Origin of the sequence: Nonomuraea sediminis, assembly GCF_018531495.1 — a bacterium.
Classification (GTDB): domain Bacteria; phylum Actinomycetota; class Actinomycetes; order Streptosporangiales; family Streptosporangiaceae; genus Nonomuraea; species Nonomuraea sediminis.
The window spans coordinates 1,480,293-1,499,653 of the sequence record NZ_JAHDTI010000001.1 but is presented as its reverse complement, the minus strand read 5'-3'; the positions used below and the strand labels follow the sequence as shown (position 1 = coordinate 1,499,653).

The window sequence follows — 19,361 nt, the reverse complement described above, 5'->3', positions numbered from 1 at the left end:
ACTATCGAGGGAAACACTTGAGTGTTAGCATCGATAAATGCTGGCTGAACCAGACACCCGGACGCGCGTCATCGAAGCAGCGGCCGACCTCCTCGCCCGTGAGGGTCGTGAGGCGGTGACCACCCGCGCGGTCGCCGCGGCGGCCGGGGTGCAGGCACCGGTGATCTATCGCTTGTTCGGCGACAAGGACGGGCTGCTGGAGGCGGTCGCCGCGTACGGCTATGCCACGTTCCTCGCGGCCAAGCACGTGGACGCGTGTGGTGATCCCGTCGATGATCTGCGGGCGGGCTGGAACCTCGCCGTCGAGTTCGGACTGGCCAACCCCGAGTTGTACGCGCTGATGTACGGCGAGCCCAAACGCGGCACGGACTCGGAGGCCTTCCACGCCGGCATGCAGATCCTGCTCGGGCGCATCCGTCGCCTCGCCGCAGGCGGCTGGCTGCGTGTCGATGAGAAGCTCGCCGCCGCGCTCATCCACGCGACTGCACGCGGCGCCGTCCTCACCTGGTTGTCACTACCCGAAGACCAGCGCGACCCGGCCCTGCTCACCACCCTGCGCGAATCGATGGTCGCCGCCGTCACCCGCGAGGAACCCGTCGTACAGGACGCCGGCCTGCCTGCCGCGGCTCGAACCCTTCTTGCCCTCCTGCCCGAGCAGACGACGCTGAGCAGCGCGGAGGAGCGGCTGCTGAGCGAATGGCTCGACCGCCTGGCCTCAAAAGGCTAGAAACTGCCCGGGGCTCGGCGGGTAGCCCTCAGTTGCGGCACACGGACTCACCACCTGATCCTGCACACACCGGCGGCGCGCAGGAAACGGGTGATGGCACCGGTGCGACTGTCGGTCATGAGGTGTTGGCGTCCCTTTGGACATCTCCTGTCCCCGACTGTCAATTGGGTAGACACATTGAGCAGATGGGGCTGGTAGACACGTTCAGCAGATAGGGGGATAGCGGTCATGGACGTATATGAGGCGGTCACGAGTCGACGGGCGGTGCGCGGATTCACCGATCGGCCTGTCCCGAGGGAGGTGCTGGAGCGCGTGCTGTCCGCCGCGGCTTGGGCGCCGTCCGGATCGAACCTCCAGCCGTGGCGCACTTACGTGCTGACCGGCGGGCCGCTGGCTGAGCTCAAGAAGCGCGCCGGCAGGCGGGTGGCCGCAGGCGATCCTTGGGACGAGCGGGAGTACGAGATGTACCCGGCCGCACTGAAGTCCCCGTACCGTGAGCGCCGATCCCGCTTCGGCAAGGAGCGCTACAGCGCACTCGGTGTTTCGCGCGAGGATTGGGAGGCGCGCCAGAGGGCCGCTTCCGGCAATTGGCAGGCGTTCGGCGCGCCCGCCGCCCTGTTCTGCTACATCGACCGTGACCTGGGGCGGCCCCAATGGGCCGACGTCGGCATGTATCTGCAGAGCGTCATGCTGCTGCTGCGCGCCGAAGGGCTGCACAGTTGCCCGCAGATGGCGTGGTCGGTGTATCGCAAGACCGTCGCGGAGATCCTGTCACCCCCGGACGAGCTGATCCTCTTCTGCGGCATGTCGATCGGCTTCGAGGACGTCACGGTGGATTACATCCGTACGGGCCGGGCGCCGCTCGACGAGACTGTCACGTTCGTCGAGGGTTCTGTGCTGCAATCGCGTGCGGAGTGACGGGGTGTCACCCGCCCCTCGTGGCCGTGCGGGCTGCACCGCTCTCAGAGATTCACGGCGACAATGACCCGAGTACGGCCAGCCGTAGAGGCTGTGGGCCCGGCCGCTACGACGAGCTGTCGTCGGGCCCTGGTAGATCCGCCATGGTGAGCCCGTATCAGTTGAGCACGCTCGTCCAGCGCCACGTACCCGGTTTCTGCGGCGGTTCGACCCGCCGCCCGACAGCCTGGCCATCCCGTGGACGTACCTAGGCCTGGGTGGCCGGGGCCGTCGCGGTCAAGGCCGCGTCGCGGCCTCCGCTGAGGGTGCTTCGTGACCTATGACCGTCAGCAGCCGCTCCCACTCGGCGGTGATGGGCTCGGGGTCATAGAGCCGTGAGGTTAGCAGCGCCTGGTCGCTCATCCGTCGCCGGGCGGCCGGGTCGTCCATCAGCCCGCCCAGCTCGGCGGCCAGCGCCTTCAGGTCGCCCGGCGGGACGAGCAGTCCGTCGTGGTCGTGGGTGATGATCTCGCCGGGGCCGTAGGGGCAGTCGAAGGACACCACGGGTACGCCCTTGCTCAGCGACTCCAGGATCGTCATCGGGAAGCCCTCGTGCCGGGAGCTGAGCACGAAGATCGAGGCCCGGTCGAACTCGGCGCCGATGTCGCGCGACGCCCCGGTCAGCGTGACCGAGCCGCCCAGCCCGAGCTCGTCGACCAGCGCGGCCAGGGCGGACCGCTGGGGACCGGAGCCCACGATCCGCAGGCTCCACCCCGGGCGCTCCGCCACGGCCCGCGCCCACGCGCGCAGCAGCAGGTCGAACCCCTTGACCTTGGTGAGCCGCCCGATTGCCACCACGGCCGGCTCCGTCAGCGGCGACGGCCCGCTGGACAGCGGAGGCGTCGCGTTGGGGATGCGCACGAGCTGCCCGGGCGCCCGCTCGCCCAGCGCGACCCGGTAGTCCTTGAGGTCGGCCTCGGTCAGCGTCACCAGCGCGCTGAGCCTGCCGTACCTCCTCTTGATCATCTTCTGTACGGCGGGCCGATGCGTGCCGTACCCGACGTGCTCCTGGGCCACCGTGAGCACCCCGGGCGGCGCGAGCAGTGCCGCGACCAGGTTGAGTCCGGGACGGGTGGTGATCAGCACGCCGCCGCGCAGCCCGCGCAGGAACCGCACGAGCGCAACGTCGGTACGCAGGTCGAACTTGGCGTAGGCCGCCTCGTCCGGCGGGATGAGCAGGCTACGGCCGAGTGGCGACCTGCCCACCAGGTCGACGAGGTAGGAGACGCGGACCCCGTGCGGCACCGGGAAGAAGGGCTCCTGCCTGGTCCTGATCACGCTGACGATCTCCACGTCGTGCTCGGCCGCCAGGCTCCCCGCGAGGGTGAAGACGGTCCTGATCGTGCCGCCCATGCCGTTGGCGTGCAGCAGCAGGAACCTGACGTGCCGCGTGTCGGCCGGACCGCTCGCCCTGCGCCGGTTGGCGGCCCGCAGCAGGGACAGGCCGAGCGCGGGCAGCCCCAGCGCCAGTGAGATCGCGGACGGGCTCACCATGAGTGAGCCCACCGTGTCGGTGGGGTAGTGGGCGCCCAGGTAGACCCTGGCCAGCATCTGCGCCAGGACCAGAACGGCGCCCAAGGCCACGACCAGGCGCCGCCACCTCCTGAGCAGCAAAGCCAGCGCGATCACCAACGACAGGGTCAGGCAGACGTGTCCGCTGGGGAAGCTGTCGGCGCCCACCTCGTGGACCAGCGCGTGGGCGGCGGGCGGCCGCGGGCGGGCCACGATCTCCTTGACGAGCGTGCCCATGCCCCAGCCCGCGGCCACCACGACCGCCGCCAGCAGCGCCTTCCTGGCCTGCCGTACCGCTGCCAGCCCTGCCACGAGCAGCAGGGACAGGAACGTTCCCACGACGGTGCCGAAGCCGACGTTCAGCACCTGCGCCACCCCGGTCAGCCATGGGGTTCGAGCCGACTCGACGGCTGCGGCGAGGTGCCCGTCGACCGCTGTCCAGCCGGGCGTGCGCGCGGCCAGGCCCACGGCGACGGCCGTGACCAGGAGTGTCAGGGAGAGCCAGATCCTGCCGCGCCTCATACGAGCACGGTAGGAAGCGCCCGGCAAACGCAGGCTGAGCAGCAGGTAAGCGCGGCGTTTACCTTGGCGCGGCAGGCTCGGGCCGTCAGTCGACCGGGCCACGCTGCAGTCGTGGAGCCCCGCCCAGGGCTACGCGGCCGACGAGGTGGACCGGGGCGCAGCCCGTCGGCGTCGGTGGAGTTCGAGTCGGAGAACGGAAGGATCAAGGTGTGGATCACCTGTGCCGGCGGCCAGCCGGAACTGCACACCGACACCACGGTCGTTGATTAGGTTCCCTCCAGGCGGCGATAGGCCTACGCGCTGTGCTCTCAGGTCGAGTGTCCAGGAGCTCGGTCTTAGGACAGCATCCTGCTGCCGAGTTTCCGATACGGCGAGCAGTCCCAGGCGATGCTTCCGGGTTTTCGTAGCCGCTGCGGACTTGTACGTGGATGATGATGACCTGCGTGGATGGCATTATCGGCAGGCGCAGTGCCGAGCATCCCTCGCTCAGGCCGGACGAGGGGCGCGGCGGTCCTTGCGCTGGGCGAGTTCTTCGTCGTCCACCAGGACGAGCATCGGCTTGCCGGGTTCGCACAGCATGGTGACGGTGTAGCGAAGCGGGATGTCGTCGCGGTTGTTGCCGTCCTGGTAGTGGATCACGTCGCCACCCTGCTCCCAGAACGTCTCTCCGGCGTGTACGATCCGCTCCGGCTCGCCTTCCAGCTCAAACAGCATCTCGCCTTCCAGTACGTAGCCGAACGCCGGCCCGGAGTGCCGGTGTGGCGGCGTGCCGGGGTCGCCGGGTGGGAACTCGACGACGATGGTCATCGCGTGCGCGCCCGCCGGGATGAAGGGCGGTTCTGCTTCCTGCAGTATGGTGATCGCCGTCTGCCACGCGTTCGATCTCGGCTTGTCGTCATCGGGCATGGAACGTACCTTTCGTGACCTATGGGTGATAGAGCCCGGGCGGGGCGCGCTACTTGCCCGCGGCGTTCCGGCCGGACCAGTCGCGGTAGCGGATCTGGCCGAGGGCGGCGCCGTCATCCGGCACCAGCGACCGCTCGAGCAGCTCGGCTCCGAAGTAGTGCGCGTGCGGGTCGGTGACCACCTCTCGCGGATCACCCCAGGAGGCCAGCGCGTCGCGGAAGAACTCGTCCATCCTGAACTGCTCGGGCCCGGCCACCTCGACTCTGCCGTTCAACGGCGTCCCCACCGCGACCCTGCCGATCGCCTGCGCGACGTCATCTCCCGCGATGGGCTGGAAGAGCACGGGTGGCATCCGCACCGTGTCGCCGTCCGTGGCATCGTCGGCGATTCTCCGGACGAACTCGAAGAACTGGGTGGCGTGCACGAGCGAGAACGGGATCGACGACTTCTCGATCAGCTGCTCCTGAGCGGTCTTCGCCCGGAAGTAGGCGTTCCCGGGCGGCCGCTCCGTTCCCACCACCGACAGCGCGACATGGTGGCCGACGCCGGCCGCCGTCTCCGCGGCGAGCAGGTTGCGGGTGGAGGTCTCGAAGAACTCCCGCACGGCGGCCTCCTCGAAGGAGGGGGAGTTCGACACGTCGATCACCACCGACGCGCCCGCCAGCACCTCGGCCAGCCCTTCGCCGGTGAGGGTGTTCACGCCGGTGCTCGGCGCCGCCGCCACCGCCTCGTGACCGTGCTCACCGAGCTTGGCCACCAGCTTCGACCCGATCAGCCCGGTCCCGCCCACCACCACGATCTTCATGACAAACCTTCCTGCCTGCCGGGCCACCCCTTTGCCAACCGGTCGCCCGCCAGGACAGATCCCCGGCAGAAGTTCTTTGGCCTCGCCTCCAGCGTCTCCCGCCCTGTCTCTACTTCCCCATACCGGGCGGCAAACTTTCAGCAACCGTCGCCAATGTCCCTCGCGGCGTGGACGCTGTTGGACGACCACTGCGAGCTCGCCGGAGGGAAGGACGCGACCTGGCGTGTCGTCGAGGTTGACCAAGGCAGTGTCACGGAATTACCCAGCGCTCTGGGGACACGTTCCCCAGAAGTGCGGCTCGATCCGGGCCTCCGGAAGGTCAGCGTCATTCCGGTCTGGCGACCGTACGGCGGATCACCGCGGAAACGCGAGCCTGCGCCCGCGCGTAGTGGCCCGCGGTCGACGCACGCGACCGACCACCGATGCGGTGGTCATGACCTGGCGCCGATCAGACCGGGTCCTCGTCAGTCAGCGAAGGCACCGCGCGTGGACGCAGGACCATGAGCGAACCTTCCAAGGTCGCCACCATGGCAAAGGGAAACCGGTCGACCTCAAGACAGAGCGCGACGTCATCAGGATGGACTCCTTGACGCACACCCTCCGCCAGTTCGGCGGCGGCGCGCGACTCGGCAGCCCGGCGGAGGAACTCAGCAGCATCCGCCCCAGCCTCGGTGACCCTCCGAGCGATGTATTGGGCACATGCCAGATCTTCATCGGCCTGCCCATCTTCGCCAGTGACCACGAACGTGACGCTGTCACTCTTGCGCGTCCGTAAGAGCCGAGCCGTTGCCTCCGCCACCACGAAGCCGGCGCACAGCACCAGCGGCGCCTCCTTGACCGCAAGGGCGCCGACTGTCCCCGCCGTGGTCTTCTGCACAACGGTCCGTCCGCCGAGGTCAACGGACCGCAGCAGTCCCGGCGAGTTGACGGTGTCGAACCCGGGCGCGGGCGGACCGTCTTTGAGCGCCACCCAATCCGGGTGGCGAGCCTTGAGCGCCAGGGCTTCGTCCAGGGACTCCGCAAGAACGATCTTTTCCGCGCCTTGGGCAAAGGCCCAGGCAGCCACGGTGAAGGCACGCATGACGTCGACCACGACCGCCACGGACGGGGCTTCGACCAGATCAGCGATACCAAGGAACCGAGCTTCCATTCCGGTGATGATCGCACGTGCCCGATCCGAGGCCCCGCTCGCCCCCGAGGAGATCGCACTCCGCGCCCCCGCACCGTTCATCGCCATGGCCCTCGGCTTCACAGTCGTCGCTCGGAGCCTGGAACCGAAGCCATCGCGGCGATTGGGCGGATTTGAACGGGTTTTAACCGCGTGAGCGGTTGAACCCGGCACTTCGCCGAAAGGATTCGAGACATGAGCAAGCACGTGCTGGAACCTGAAGCGCAGAAGATCGCGGATGCCACCGCGAACCCGCCCTTCCTCTACGAACTCGGACCTGAGGGCGCCCGTAAGGTGCTCGACGATATTCAGTCCGCTCCGATCGACAAGCTCCCCGTCGCCGAAGACAAGTGGATCACCGTTCCGGCGGAGGTCGGGGATGTCCGGGTGCGCATCATCAAGCCTGAAGGGGCGACCGGCCTCCTGCCGACGATCCTCTACATCCATGGCGGCGGGTGGATCCTCGGCAACTCGGGCACGCACGACCGGCTTATCCGCGAACTCTCCAACGGTGCGCGTGCGGCCCTGGTTTTCGTCGAGTACGACCGCTCCCCGGAGGCGCACTATCCCGTCGCCATCGAGCAGGCGTACGCGACCGCGCAGTGGATCACCAAGAATGGCGCCGGCGAAGGGCTCGACGCCGGCCGCATGGCAATCGCCGGCGACTCGGTCGGCGGCAACATGACCGCCGCGGTAGCGATTATGGCCAAGCAGCGCGGTGACGTGCGGTTCGTGCACCAGTCGCTCTACTACCCCGTCACTGACGCGGCGCAAAACACCGACAGCTACCGTGAGTTCGCCGACGGGCCGTTTCTCACCGCAAGGGGGATGGCTTGGTTCTGGGACGCGTACATCCCGGGCGACGGAGCACAGCGCAAAGAGATCACCGCGTCACCGCTGCGCGCTTCCCTCGAGGAACTCGAGGGCCTTCCGCCGGCGCTGGTCATCGTCGACCAGAACGACGTCCTCAGGGACGAGGGCGAGGCTTACGCCGCCAAACTCACTCAGGCCGGTGTTCCTACGGCGAGCGTCCGGTACAACGGCATCATCCACGACTTCATGATGCTGAACCCGGTGCGTTCCACCCAGGCCACCACAGCGGCCATCGAGCAGGCTGTCCACGTGCTGCGCAAGGCACTCGGCACGCTTTAATATGATCTTCTGGCCGGATCGGTCCCGGGAGAAGATCGCCCTTCTGCGATGAGTTTCGGTCCGGGCGTTCGGGATGATGCGTGAAAATTCCTGATCGCGATGCCAAATACACGGCTGCTTTCGATGCGGTGTTCGCGGCGATCGGCGTGCGCCTGATCATCGCCCCCGCGCACCTGAAGGCCGAACCGACTACCCGCCCGCGCCTCTGGATGATATCCGGCAGGCGCACAGCCACGAGGTTTTCGGGTTCGTATCACTGGGGAACGCAGATTGCCGGGCGAGCGTCCGGGAGGATGATCGGCCTCGGCAAGAAGCCCCGGCGACGACTTCAACCGCCCTTGAGGGCAGCTTCGGCCCTGGTCAGCGGTATTTGTCGATGGCCGCGGCAACGAGTTCGGCCGCTTTGTCGGCGACGGCGTATCCCGGTTGGCGGCCGTTGTGATCCAGAACCAGCCAGACGTTCGCGATGCGGACGGAGATGTGCCTGCGGTGAAGCAGCAAGCCGCCGATACGCGAGTACTGGGTGTAGCTGTAGGCCTCGTCGCCGACGTCTGGTCCGTTGCGGAGCTTGGTGCCAGGTGTGCGCCTTGGCTCCTCCTTCATGGACTTGACCGCATTCCGCTGGGCGATACGGGCCATCTCGAGCTGCTCGTAACGTGAGGCCGAGAGGCTCACGTATGTCCCGTCGGGTCTGCTCCACGTGCACACTGTGGCGTTCACAAAAGTGCGCTTCATCGACCGGCCGAACAGCGAGCGCACCTGAGCCGCGGTCAGCAGGTCGCAGGCGTCGAACTCGCGGGTGAACAGCGCTGGGGCCGGTGTTGTCGGCCGGGAGGAACTGACAGGGGGCGCGGGCGTTCCGCTGGTCGCGGTGGTGGTTTTCGGCAGGACTTGCACCACGATCACCACACCGGCCGCCACGGCCAGCACCACAGCGAGGACGGCGCCGGGCAGGATCCGCCGACTCCAGCGCCGGGATCCAGTCAGCGTGCGACGCCGGCCCAGGTCGGTCGTGGAAGCGCCTTGGGCGACGGCGTTCAGCAACTGCGCCGCTCGCTCCGGCGGGCAGCGCCGTACCGGATCCTTTTCCAGGAGTACGGCCAGCACAGGAGCGAGCGGGCCCGCCAGGCGAGCCGCGGCCGGTTGCTGCATCAGCACGGCTGCCATCGCGGCGGCAGGGTTCTCGCGGGCGAACGGTGCCGTGCCCTCCACCGCGGTAAAGAGAGTGGCGCCTAGTGACCACAGGTCGGCGAGCGGGCCGTCCACCTCGCCGCGCAGGCGTTCAGGGGCGATATAGCCGGGCGAGCCGGACAGCAGCCCGGTCTGGGTGAGCACGACGTCCCCGGCGACGGTCGCAATGCCGAAGTCCGTGAGCAGCACCCGGCCGTCGTCGGTGAGCATGACGTTGGCCGGTTTGACGTCCCTGTGCAGAATGCCCGAGGCGTGTGCCGCACTGAGGGCGTCGAGCACCCGTAAGCCGATCATGGCGACCTGCCGGGGCGGCAGCGGCCCGCCGTCGCGCACGGCCCGGTCGAGGGAACGGCCGCGGACCAGCTCCATGACGATCCACGGCCGCCCGCCGTCCAGGACGACGTCGTGCACGGTGACGATGGCCGGATGCGAGCGCAGCCGCGCCGCGGCCCGCGCCTCGCGGAGCGTGCGTTCGGCCAGCTCGCCCCGCGAGGCCGCGTCGAGATCCGGTGGAAACCGGACCTCCTTGATGGCCACCTCCTGACGCAGCAGCTCGTCCGACGCCAGCCAGACGGTGCCCATGCCGCCCTGGCCGAGCTGCGACAGCAGCCTGTAGCGGCCGGCGAGTAGTGTCACCGTCCCTCCACACACGCATTGGTCTCGCTCAGCACCCGTCTTCTTCCCCTCACCGCCGAATCGTTGATCGCCACCGTAGCCCGTGCTTCCGGTGTCCGAACCAATGATCCAGCTATGGGTGCTTTGTCGATAACAGGACACGGCGTGCGCGCACATCAGAATGCACGGAAGGAAGCCGGGCCGCAGAGTGCTTGACCTCCGGATCGGCCTGAGACGGTGGGTTGGGCGCAATTTGAGCACAGGTCGGGAGTGTGGTCCAGAACTTGCCTGAACATGGTGTAATCCGGGACTGGTGTCGAACGGGGGAGCCCGCCCCGCCGATCAGTCGCCGAGGCCCGGTAGCGGGCTGGCGGTTTCGTCTGGAAACGGGCGGGTCGAAGCCCTGTACCTCTTTGTGCTGTGAGCTGGGGTTTTCCTGCGGAATCAGCGCTATGGCTGCGATCATCTCAAGGTGCTGTTGCTGCTCTACCCGTTGGTCCGCAGCCGATGGCTAGCACTCGTCGGCCAGTTAAGGCACTAATCGGGAGAACCGGGCATGGGGCATCGCGACAGTTTGACGGCTTATGGGTGCGATTTCGGTTGCTGTAGGACGACGTCCGAAAGTTGGCAAAGTCAAGGCGTGGAACTTCCTGGTGGGAGGTGATACGACCCGTTCATCCCTGTGTGCTGAAATCGGAGGCGACGTGACTCCTGAGGACGCGCTACGCGCGTTGGCTGACGGCTTCGACGGCGAGGTGATTCGGCCTGAGGACGCCGACTACGAATCGTCCCGCCGCGTTTGGAACCAACTGATCGACCGCAAACCCGCTGCCATCGCACGCTGCCGAACCCGAAACGATGCCGTATCGGCACTGGCGGTCGCACGTGACACCGGCCTCGAGCTCGCCGTGCGCGGCGGCGGGCACAGCTTCCCCGGCTTCTCGACGACGGAGGGCGGCTTGGTCCTGGACCTGGGCCCCATGAAGCAGGTAGTCGTCGACGTAGAGCGGCGGACGGCCAGCGTCGGCCCCGGTGTGCGCTGGGGTGAGCTCACCGCGGCCGCCGCACAGCACAGCCTCGCGCCGGTCGGCGGGCACGTCGCCGATGTGGGCGTCGCCGGGCTGACGCTCGGAGGGGGCAACGGGTGGTTCGCGCGGATCTTCGGGCTCGCCTGCGACAATCTCGTCGCGGCCGACGTCCTTACCGCTTCGGGGAAGATCGTCCGCGCGAGCGCCGACGAGAATCAAGACCTCTACTGGGGCTTGCGGGGCGGCGGCGGCAATCTCGGGATCGTTCTCGAGTTCACGCTGCGCCTGCACCCGGTCGACCGGCTGCTCGGTGGGATAGTCCTGCACCGGTTGGAGGACGCCGCCGACGTGCTGCGCTTCCTCGCCGGGTACGGCCAGAGCGCCCCCGACGAGGTCAATGTGGCGTCGGCGATCCTCGCCGGTCCGCCGGCGCCGTTCGTTCCCCAGGAACTGCACGGGAAGCCGGTGCTCGCGCTGGCGATGTGTTACGTCGGGCCCCTCGCCGATGGGGAGCGTGAGCTCGCGCCGGTGCGCGGGTTCGGCAGACCGTTCGCCGACCTGGTCGAACCGACGACGTTCGAGATACTGCAACACACCTTCGACGCGCAGGGCCAGTCCACGCCCTATCACATGCGCTCTCATCTGGGCGGTGCGATAACCGAGGAGCTCATCGCAGCGATGATCGAGCACGGCGGCGGGCTGAGCTCGCCGAACAACGGTGTGCTTCTGCTGCCGATGGGTGGCGCGGCGGCGCGAGTCGCGGCCGACGCCACCGCCTTCCGGCACCGGGAGGCGTCCTACTGCATGGAGGTCGGGGCGGCCTGGTCGGCGGACGACGAGAACCCGCAGAGGCACATCGAGTGGGCTGACCGCTTGTGGGCCGAGACACGGTCGTGGGCCATCGGAGTGGAAGTCAATCACCTCGCCGACGAGGGTTCTGAGGGGGTTCGCCGGGCCTACGGCGACAACTACCAGCGGCTCGCCCAAGTCAAGCGAACCTGGGATCCCGACAACCTTTTCCGGCTCAACCAGAACGTTCCGCCCGCCAGTGTCGACGACCCTGGCCAGCGATAGCCGTCCGGTGAATCGTTGTCGTCAGTCAACCGATCACCATTAGTCGGCAGCCCGCCATGACGGGCTGCCGCGTTCGGCCCGGCTGTCTTTCCGGACGTTTACTTGGCATCGGCCAGGTAGGTCTGGAAGAAGTCGGGTAATCGCCTGGGACAAGTTCTTCGTGAAGCTCGGCTGACCTCGTAGCAAAACCGAAACCCGCCCTGGGCGGCCCCCTGGATGGAAAGGGTGAGCCCATCCCGTGGTCCGTTGCTGGTCCCGGTTCCGGGGAGTGAGTGGCTGTCGGCGCGTTCGCCATTGGGGAGGAAGTCACCAGCGGCTTCAACGGCAACTGGGACATGATCGCCCACGTCGTGTGCGCCGACCGGCCCGCCGGCTACGCGGTGGTCGAGCATGACGCCTCCTCCGCGGGCCAGGACGACAGCGCCGCCCAGGCCACCTGCCCGTCGGGCACCACCGTCCACGGCACGGGCGGGCTGATCATCCCGCAGACCGCCGGAGACACCCACCTGTACTTCTTCAGCTCCATCGAGCCCAACATGACCGTCGTCAGGGCGCACCGCTCCACTCCCGGCCAGTCCGGCACCTGGACCCTGCGCGCACAGGTCACCTGCGCGACCTGACACGTCACAGCAGTGGTGCCGGACCGAAGCATCGGTCCGGCACGTTCCGCTCGGGAGTGGCGACTAGGCGATGTCGCGGATGGCGCGGGCGGCGTTGATGAGGCCGATGTGGCTGAAGGCCTGGGGGAAGTTGCCGAGCGGTTCGCCCGTGGCGGAGTCCACCTCCTCCGCCAGCAGCCCGACGTCGTTGGCGTACGAGGTCGCGGTCTGAAACGCCTTTCGCGCGAGAGCCTCATCGCCGGCCAGTGCCTGGGCGTGGGCGAGCCAGAAGGTGCACAGCAGGAACGTGCCCTCGTCCCCAGGGAGCCCGTCGGCGGCGCGGTAGCGGTGGACCAGGCCGCGAGCGTCCGTGAGGTGGTCGGCCACGGCCTTGACAGTGGCGCGTACCTGGGGATGGTCGCCGGGCAGGAAGCCGACCAGCGGCATCATGAGAAGGGCCGCGTCCAGATCTGGAGCGTCGAACGCCTGGGTGAAGGTGCCGAGGTCGTCGTTCCATCCCCGGGTGAGAATCGCCGCGCGGATCTCCTCGCGGGTGCGCCGCCAGGAGTCGACGCGGTCGGCCGCTCCCAGCAGCGGCGCCAGCGCGATCGCCCGATCGAGCCCCACCCAGCACATGAGTTTGGAATGGAGGAAGTGCCGCGCGGGACCTCGGATCTCCCAAAGGCTCTGGTCCGGCTCGTTCCAGTTGCGCGCGGCCGCGTCGGCCACGCCGATCAGGAAGGAGCGCGTGAGCGCGTCGAGCGTGCCGGAGTCGCGGCAGATCTGGTGGGCCGCGTCGAGCACCTCGCCGTAGACGTCCGTCTGGCGCTGCAACCACGCGTCGTTGCCGACGCGCACGGGCGCGCTGCCCCGCCATCCGGCCAGATGGGTCAGCGGGCGTTCGCTCAGGTCCCGTTCGCCGCCGACGCCGTACATGATCTGCAAATCCGTGCCGTGGTCGAGTTGGGTCGCCGAGGCGCGGGCGAGGAAGGTGAAGAACGCGGTCTCTTCCATCTCGCACGCCGCCGTGGAGAGTGCCTGGAGAGTGAAGCTCGCGTCGCGGACCCAGGTGTAGCGGTAGTCCCAGTTGCGTTCGCCGCCCACGCTCTCGGGCAGGGAGGTGGTGGCCGCGGCGACGATGGCGCCGGTGGGGGCGAACGTCAGCGCACGCAGCACCCTGCCGCTGAGTCCCACCTGGGTCTGCCAGGGGCCCTGGTACGCGGCGTGCAACTGGGACCAGGAACGCCAGCCCGCGAGCGTGTCCTTGAGGCGGCGATGGATGTTGCGCGGCTTGTGCAGTTGTGGTTCAGGGCCCCAGGCGTGGCCGGTCTGCAGGGCGAGCTCGAGGTGTTCGCCTGCGCGCAGGGTGATGGTGGCGTCGGCGACCGAGTCGCGCACCCGCAGGTCGACGGGCGTGGACAAGGTCAGGACGTGGGCGCCGCCGTGTGCGACCAGGCCGCCGGGAACGGCTTGCATGAGCGGCTTGACCAGCCCGAACTCGGGTCTGGGCGCGTACTCCATCTCCACTGTGACGCGCCCCTCGGTACAGGTGGCCTGGCGCAACAGGACCCCCGGGGAGGAAGCGCCCATCGAATGCCCGCGCTCGCCCCGGCCCAATGCGAGAGTGTCCAGCAGGACGAGGGTGCCGTCCGGGCCGTGGAAGGTGGTCTCCAAGGCCAGCGTGTCGTCGACATACCGGCGAGTGACCTCTGAGGCGCCGGCAGAGCGGATCGACCAGTGTCCGGCGTCCTCGTCGAGCAACCTGGCGAAGATGGATGGGCTGTCGAAGCGAGGCGCGCAGAGCCAGTCCACCGAGCCGTCGGTGGTCACCAGGGCCGCCGATCGGCAGTCTCCCAGCAGGGCATGGTCGCTGATCGGTCGCGTGCTCATGAGGACCCCATCGGTGGCTTCCGGACCGCGCTGCTCGGCCGGGCCCGATCGCGTTGGGCGTCCCCCTTGGATGGTTGATCTGGCACGCGGATCACCCCGAATCCAGAGCGGTCAGGCGGGCAGATGTGCCCGATATGCCCCTTTTATACAGTTTAGCCCGACCTCTGTCGCCGTCTCCGTCGAGGCGGGGCGACGTCCACGACGAGGACCGTGACCTGCGAGGATGAGTTCTTACGGAGTGCGGACGATACGTGTCGTAGCGGCCTCATAGCGGCCGGGTGATGCGAGGCTCGGAGTGTTGTCGCAGAGAAGGCCGACACTGCAGGAGGTGGTGCGGCGATGTTCGTCCAGGACCTCTCGTCCAGGTTCACCAGCCGTCTGCGCTCCGAAAGAGTGGCGGCCAAGCTGGGCATGTGGCTGGGCATCAGCTTCACCGTCGCCTTCGCCACCGGCTTGTTCAGCCACTTCGTGCAGCACCCGCCCCCCTGGCTGCTGTGGCCGTCGCGGCCGGTCAACCTCTACCGGATCACCCAGGGCCTGCACGTCATCAGCGGGATAGCCACGGTCCCGCTGCTGCTGGCGAAGCTGTGGACGGTCTATCCCAAGCTGTGGCAGTGGCCGCCGCTGCGCTCCGTCGGACATGCCCTGGAACGGCTGTTCGTCCTGCTCCTGGTGGCCGGAGCGCTGTTCCAACTGGTCACCGGGCTGATGAACATCGCCTACAGCTACCTGTGGCCGTTCGGGTTCATCCAGGCGCACTACTGGACCGCCTTCATCGTGTACGGCGCGCTGATCATCCATGTCGTCAACGAATGGGCGAAGATCCGCAGGAACGCGTGGGCAAGGGTGGACGGCGCTGATCGGCGCCGCTTCCTGACCACGGTCGCCGCGGCGTCGGGCCTGGCCGCGCTGCTCACCGTCGGGGAGACCTTCGCCCCGCTGGAACGGCTGGCCGTACTGGCACCCAGAAACCCGCGCATCGGACCCCAGGGCGTGCCGGTCAACAGGTCGGCCGTCGCGGCCGGCGTGCTCGACGCGATCCGCGACCCGGGCTACCGGCTGGTGGTCACGGGCGCCGTCCGCACCGAGCTCTCCCTGACCTACGAAGAGCTGGTACGGCTGCCGCAGCACACGGTCAGGTTGCCGATCTCGTGCGTGGAAGGCTGGAGCGTCGAGTGCGAGTGGTCGGGCGTCCGGCTGCGCGACCTGCTGCTGCGCGCGGGCGCGTCCCCGGAGGCGTTCGTGACCGTGGAGTCGCTTGAGCAGACCGGCTACTACCGGAGCAGCGAAGTGCGTCCCCCGCACTGGAACGATCCGCTGACCCTGCTGGCGCTGACGATCAACGGGCGCACGCTCGACGCCGACCACGGCTACCCCGTGCGGCTGATCGCGCCCAACCGGCCCGGCGTCATGCAGACCAAGTGGGTCGGCACGGTGAGGGTCGCATGAAGTGGATCGGATACGCGCTCGGCGCGGGGCTGGTCGTGGCGGGCCTGGTCGGGCTGGTCATGGACAGCTACCCGGAGGGCTGGGCCCTGTGGTTCGGCGGCGTGCTCGTCGTGCACGACGCCGTGCTCGTGCCGGTGGTCCTGCTGGCGGGGCTGCTGGTGAGTCGGGCCGACAGGTGGGTGCGCGCCGGGCTGATCGTCGCGGGCACGGTGCTGCTGGCGACCTTGCCGACCGTGCTGGCCTGGGGGAGGAGGCCGGACAATCCGTCGATCCTGCCGCTCGACTACGGCCGCAACCTGCTGCTCGTCATGGGGTTCCTGGCGGTCGTGTCCCTGGCGCCGCGGCTGCGGAGCAGGACCGTCGGGCTCGGTTCGCTGGCAGGGCTGGCCGCGGGGCTGCTTGTAGCCTCGCTGATGGCCGTCAACGGCATGATCGACCTGGGGCAGTGGGCGCTCTTCCTCGGCCACGCGGCCCTGCTGGGCGCCGTGCTCGGCGGGTTCTTCGGCGCACGCCTGTACAACCTGGCCAACGCGTTCGCCTGCGGCCTGCTGGTGGGGCTGCTGGCGTGGGTGCTCTGGCAGCTGACCCTGCTGCCCGTCCTGCTCGGCGGCCATCCCATGTGGACCATCCAGAGCGGGGACTTCCGTGCGCTGGTCGGCGAGGTCCTGCTCGGCGGGCTCACCGGTCCGCTGCTCTTCGTGGCCCTGCGGCGGGCGCCGGCCCCGGCCGCCACGGAGCAGGCACGGATCGCTCGCGTGGTGATCGTGGGCGGCGGGTTCGGCGGGGTGGGCGCCGCCAGGCGGCTGGAGTGGTTCCTGGCGCGGGGCCTGCGCGCCGACGTCACGCTGATCAGCGATTCGACCTCGATGCTGTTCACCCCGATGCTGGCCGGGGTCGCCGGAGGAGCGCTCGAGCCACGACATGTCAGCGTGCCCGTCCGTGCGATGCTGACGCGGACGGCCTTCGTGCACGGCAGGGTCGAGAAGATCGACACCGCCTCGCGCTCGGTCCAGGTGGCCGGCGGGGCGGCGGTGCCGTACGACCAGCTCGTGGTGGCAGTGGGGTCGGTGCCGTCGTTCCACGGGCTGCCCGGGCTGGCCGAGCACGCGTTCACCCTGAAGACGGTCGAGGACGCCGCGAGGTTGCGCAACCACGTGCTCGGCCTGCTCGAGGCCGCCGACCTCGACGAGGGGCAGCGGCCGGAGCTGCTGACGTTCGTGGTGGCCGGTGGCGGCTTCGCCGGGGCCGAGGCGGTCGCGGAGCTGTTCGACCTGGTGCACGGGGTGCTCCATCGCTATCCCGGCATCCGTCCCGAGGATCCGCGGTTCGTGCTGGTGCACGCGGGTGATCGCATCCTGCCCGAGCTGTCCGCGTCGCTGGGGGCGTACGCGCGGGAGAAGCTGGCGCGGCGGGGCATCGAGATTCTGCTGGGCAGGCACGTGAGCGGTGCGTCGGCGCGAGCCGTACGGCTGCGCGAAGGTGACGAGATCGCGACCCGCACCCTGGTCTGGACGGCGGGCAACCAGCCGCACCCGCTCGGGACCGAGGCCGACGGCTGCCTGCGCGTCCCCGGAGGGAACGGGGTCTGGGCCGTGGGCGACTGCGCGCGGATCCCCGGCCCTGACGGCGTGCCGTACCCGCCGACGGCGCAGCACGCGCTGCGCCAGGGCAAGGCCGTGGCCGACAACGTCGCCGCCGTCCTGTCGGGACGCGAGCCCGCGGCGTTCCGATACCGGTCGCTCGGCGTCCTGGTGGCGCTCGGCCATCGGACCGCTGTCGCGGAGATCCGCGGGCGACGCCTGTCCGGCTTCGCGGCGTGGGCCGTATGGAGGCTGGTCTACCTGGCCAAGCTGCCCAGGCTGGAGAACAAGCTCAGGGTCCTGACCGACCTGGCCTTCCCGAGGGATGTCGCACATGATTAGGGGAGCCGTGTCCGGGCTGGTCGGCGGGCTGGTGTTCGGCGCCGTCATGGCGCAGATCGGGTTCCTGCCGACCGTCGCCGCGATCGTCCGCACCGATTCTGTCGCGCTCGGGTTCGCCGTGCACATGCTGTTCGCGGCCATCATCGGCGCCATCTTCGGGTTGCTGGTCGAGCGCCAGCACACCGCGGCGCGCGAGCTGCTGTTCTGGGGGCTGGTGTACGGCGCGCTGTGGTGGTTCCTGGGGCCGCTGACCCTGCTGCCGATCCTGCTCGGCCGGCCGGTCATCTGGGATCTCACCAGCGGCCAGAGCCTGACCCCGAGCTTCTTCGGCCACCTCGCCTACGGCGCGGTCACCGCCGCGGTGTACGCATGGGGGCAGGCGGAGCCCCGGCGGATCGGCCTGGCCACGCTGGTCAGGGGCCTGGCGGCCGGGCTGCTCGTCGCCGCGGTGCTGCCGCGCGACCTGCTGCTCGTGTCCCTGGGCGTCGGCGCCGGATACGCCCTGCTGTTCGGCGGACGGTCGCAGGGCACCGGGCCCGAGCTCATCAGGGGGATGGTGTACGGCTTCGCGTGGTGGATCGTGGTCGCGCTCACGCTTCCGCCGCTGCTGGCCGGGGGGCGGCTGGACTGGTCGATCGAGGCCGTGCGCGCCACGTTGCCGATCCTGCCCGCGTACCTGCTGCTCGGCGCGGGCACGGGCGCCGTCTTCACCTGGCTGGGCGATCTGCGGCGCGTGTTGTTCGAAGACGACGTCAGGCGGCTGCGCCCTGACATGTCCGGCATCTCCAGGCTTCGTGCGGCGGGATACGGGGCCGTGCTCGGACTCGCCGGAGGCGTGATCGCGGCGTTCTTCACCGGTCCCGCGGCCGTCGCGGAAGGGCTCGTCGTCGGGGTGACGTACGCGCTCGCGTTCCGCGGGCGCAGCTTCGACCCCGCCTCGGGGATCGGCTGGGGAGTGTCCTACGGGTTCCTCTGGTGGATCCTCGAGCACCTGCAGGGAATGGCGACCAGCTCCCAGCTGGTCGCGCATCTCCTCTTCGGCGCGATCCTCGGCATCGCTTACCAGCGGCTGGAGGAACGGACGAGCCCGTGGTGGCTCACGCGCGACCAGGTCGCCGTGGAGCGCGCTGCCGCCCTGCGGGAGCAGATCCTCAGCTCCGCCCCCGCCCTGTGGACCCTCGTCCTGCTGCTGGCAGCGGTGATCCCCACCCTCGCCCAGCCTGCCTAGCCGCATCAGCGCCGTTCTCAGCCCACGCCCCACAGGAAGCGGTGGGTGTGGATGCCGAAGTAGGGAAAGGCGTCGACGCCGATCACGCCGTCGATGTCGCGGACCACGTCGTTGACGAAGTCGAGCAGGTCGGGAGGAGAGGCGCAGACGACCTCGGCGAAGAGGCCATAGGGGCCGGCGGTCAGGACGACGTAGATGACTTCCTCTTGCCGGGAGAGGACCTCGGCGATCGCGCGCGGATCCGCGTCGGCTCGGATCCCTAGAAGGGCCATGGCCTGATTGCCCATGGCGATGGGGTCGGTGACGCCGACGACCTGTACGGCCTTCGTCTCCAGCAGGCGCTGCAGGCGCTGGCGGGCCGCGGACGGGGACAGCCCCACCTTGGGGCCGAGTTCAGCGTAGGGGATGCGGCCGTCGATCTGCAGTTCGCGCAGGATGGCGCGATCGGTGTCGTCCATGGAGCCAGCATCCCAGCGCGGCACGGCTGCGCTCGATCGTACGCCCCACTCAGCGGGAGCGCCGCGATGGCCGTTGCGGTCCATGGACCTGGGAGCTTCCCATCGGAGATCGATACAGCAGAGAGCTTGATTGAATCACGCCTGCAGCTCACATGGCA

15 protein-coding genes are annotated in these 19,361 nt (G+C 69.0%); 8 read left to right on the top strand and 7 right to left on the bottom strand.

The features are described 5' to 3' along the window. Positions 1-37 precede the first annotated feature (37 nt). Complete coding sequence (locus KIK09_RS06900) at positions 38-727, top strand: TetR/AcrR family transcriptional regulator (protein WP_214317751.1); 690 nt, start codon at positions 38-40, stop codon at positions 725-727. A 228-nt stretch (positions 728-955) separates the two neighbouring features. Continuing rightward, on the top strand, positions 956-1,645 hold the full coding sequence (locus tag KIK09_RS06895; RefSeq protein WP_214317750.1) for a nitroreductase: 690 nt from the start codon (positions 956-958) through the stop codon (positions 1,643-1,645). Between the two features lie 276 nt (positions 1,646-1,921). On the opposite strand, the gene KIK09_RS06890 is transcribed toward KIK09_RS06895, so the two are convergent. The 4 genes from KIK09_RS06890 to KIK09_RS06875 form a co-directional block, all read right to left on the bottom strand. Continuing rightward, complete coding sequence (locus tag KIK09_RS06890; RefSeq protein ID WP_214317749.1) at positions 1,922-3,718, bottom strand: glycosyltransferase; 1,797 nt, start codon at positions 3,716-3,718, stop codon at positions 1,922-1,924. Between the two features lie 486 nt (positions 3,719-4,204). Next, positions 4,205-4,624: a cupin domain-containing protein gene (locus KIK09_RS06885; protein WP_214317748.1), complete on the bottom strand. Its 420-nt coding sequence runs from the start codon at positions 4,622-4,624 to the stop codon at positions 4,205-4,207. Positions 4,625-4,673: 49 nt separating this feature from the next. Further along, a complete protein-coding gene (locus tag KIK09_RS06880) occupies positions 4,674-5,429 on the bottom strand; it encodes an SDR family oxidoreductase (protein ID WP_214317747.1) in 756 nt (251 codons plus the stop codon). Positions 5,430-5,877: 448 nt separating this feature from the next. After that, entirely contained in the window at positions 5,878-6,579 is a 702-nt protein-coding gene (locus KIK09_RS06875; protein ID WP_214317746.1) for a 2-phosphosulfolactate phosphatase, read from the bottom strand. A gap of 213 nt (positions 6,580-6,792) precedes the next feature. Between KIK09_RS06875 and KIK09_RS06870 the strand changes: the two genes are divergently transcribed. After that, positions 6,793-7,749, top strand: a complete 957-nt coding sequence (locus KIK09_RS06870) for an alpha/beta hydrolase (protein ID WP_214317745.1) — start codon at positions 6,793-6,795, stop codon at positions 7,747-7,749. Between the two features lie 360 nt (positions 7,750-8,109). On the opposite strand, the gene KIK09_RS06865 is transcribed toward KIK09_RS06870, so the two are convergent. Then, positions 8,110-9,576: a serine/threonine-protein kinase gene (locus KIK09_RS06865; RefSeq protein ID WP_308163947.1), complete on the bottom strand. Its 1,467-nt coding sequence runs from the start codon at positions 9,574-9,576 to the stop codon at positions 8,110-8,112. 683 nt (positions 9,577-10,259) lie between these two features. On the opposite strand from KIK09_RS06865, the gene KIK09_RS06860 reads away from it, so the two are divergent. Continuing rightward, the gene (locus KIK09_RS06860) at positions 10,260-11,657 is read left to right on the top strand and encodes an FAD-binding oxidoreductase (protein WP_214317743.1); all 1,398 of its coding nucleotides are present in this window, start codon (positions 10,260-10,262) and stop codon (positions 11,655-11,657) included. A 272-nt stretch (positions 11,658-11,929) separates the two neighbouring features. Then, positions 11,930-12,277: a hypothetical protein gene (locus KIK09_RS06855; protein ID WP_214317742.1), complete on the top strand. Its 348-nt coding sequence runs from the start codon at positions 11,930-11,932 to the stop codon at positions 12,275-12,277. A gap of 63 nt (positions 12,278-12,340) precedes the next feature. Here KIK09_RS06855 and KIK09_RS06850 read toward each other — a convergent pair whose 3' ends face one another. Next, entirely contained in the window at positions 12,341-14,146 is a 1,806-nt protein-coding gene (locus KIK09_RS06850; protein ID WP_214317741.1) for a glycoside hydrolase family 15 protein, read from the bottom strand. Between the two features lie 339 nt (positions 14,147-14,485). On the opposite strand from KIK09_RS06850, the gene KIK09_RS06845 reads away from it, so the two are divergent. The 3 genes from KIK09_RS06845 to KIK09_RS06835 are packed head-to-tail and all read left to right on the top strand — an operon-like array spanning position 14,486 to position 18,745. Then, on the top strand, positions 14,486-15,595 hold the full coding sequence (locus KIK09_RS06845) for a molybdopterin-dependent oxidoreductase (RefSeq protein ID WP_214317740.1): 1,110 nt from the start codon (positions 14,486-14,488) through the stop codon (positions 15,593-15,595). Further along, the gene (locus KIK09_RS06840; protein WP_214317739.1) at positions 15,592-17,517 is read left to right on the top strand and encodes an NAD(P)/FAD-dependent oxidoreductase; all 1,926 of its coding nucleotides are present in this window, start codon (positions 15,592-15,594) and stop codon (positions 17,515-17,517) included. Before KIK09_RS06845 ends, KIK09_RS06840 begins: the two co-directional genes overlap by 4 nt. Beyond that, the gene (locus KIK09_RS06835; protein ID WP_214317738.1) at positions 17,510-18,745 is read left to right on the top strand and encodes a hypothetical protein; all 1,236 of its coding nucleotides are present in this window, start codon (positions 17,510-17,512) and stop codon (positions 18,743-18,745) included. Before KIK09_RS06840 ends, KIK09_RS06835 begins: the two co-directional genes overlap by 8 nt. A 17-nt stretch (positions 18,746-18,762) precedes the next feature. Here KIK09_RS06835 and KIK09_RS06830 read toward each other — a convergent pair whose 3' ends face one another. Continuing rightward, a complete protein-coding gene (locus tag KIK09_RS06830) occupies positions 18,763-19,203 on the bottom strand; it encodes an Lrp/AsnC family transcriptional regulator (protein ID WP_214317737.1) in 441 nt (146 codons plus the stop codon). Positions 19,204-19,361 lie beyond the last annotated feature (158 nt).

Bases quoted from the DNA above. Each gene is read 5' to 3' on its own strand.
- KIK09_RS06900 (WP_214317751.1), top strand. From the start codon at position 38: ATGCTGGCTGAACCAGACACCCGGACGCGCGTCATCGAAGCAGCGGCC.
- KIK09_RS06895 (WP_214317750.1), top strand. From the start codon at position 956: ATGGACGTATATGAGGCGGTCACGAGTCGACGGGCGGTGCGCGGATTC.
- KIK09_RS06890 (WP_214317749.1), bottom strand. From the start codon at position 3,718: ATGAGGCGCGGCAGGATCTGGCTCTCCCTGACACTCCTGGTCACGGCC.
- KIK09_RS06885 (WP_214317748.1), bottom strand. From the start codon at position 4,624: ATGCCCGATGACGACAAGCCGAGATCGAACGCGTGGCAGACGGCGATC.
- KIK09_RS06880 (WP_214317747.1), bottom strand. From the start codon at position 5,429: ATGAAGATCGTGGTGGTGGGCGGGACCGGGCTGATCGGGTCGAAGCTG.
- KIK09_RS06875 (WP_214317746.1), bottom strand. From the start codon at position 6,579: ATGGAAGCTCGGTTCCTTGGTATCGCTGATCTGGTCGAAGCCCCGTCC.
- KIK09_RS06870 (WP_214317745.1), top strand. From the start codon at position 6,793: ATGAGCAAGCACGTGCTGGAACCTGAAGCGCAGAAGATCGCGGATGCC.
- KIK09_RS06850 (WP_214317741.1), bottom strand. From the start codon at position 14,146: ATGAGCACGCGACCGATCAGCGACCATGCCCTGCTGGGAGACTGCCGA.
- KIK09_RS06845 (WP_214317740.1), top strand. From the start codon at position 14,486: ATGTTCGTCCAGGACCTCTCGTCCAGGTTCACCAGCCGTCTGCGCTCC.
- KIK09_RS06840 (WP_214317739.1), top strand. From the start codon at position 15,592: ATGAAGTGGATCGGATACGCGCTCGGCGCGGGGCTGGTCGTGGCGGGC.
- KIK09_RS06835 (WP_214317738.1), top strand. From the start codon at position 17,510: ATGATTAGGGGAGCCGTGTCCGGGCTGGTCGGCGGGCTGGTGTTCGGC.
- KIK09_RS06830 (WP_214317737.1), bottom strand. From the start codon at position 19,203: ATGGACGACACCGATCGCGCCATCCTGCGCGAACTGCAGATCGACGGC.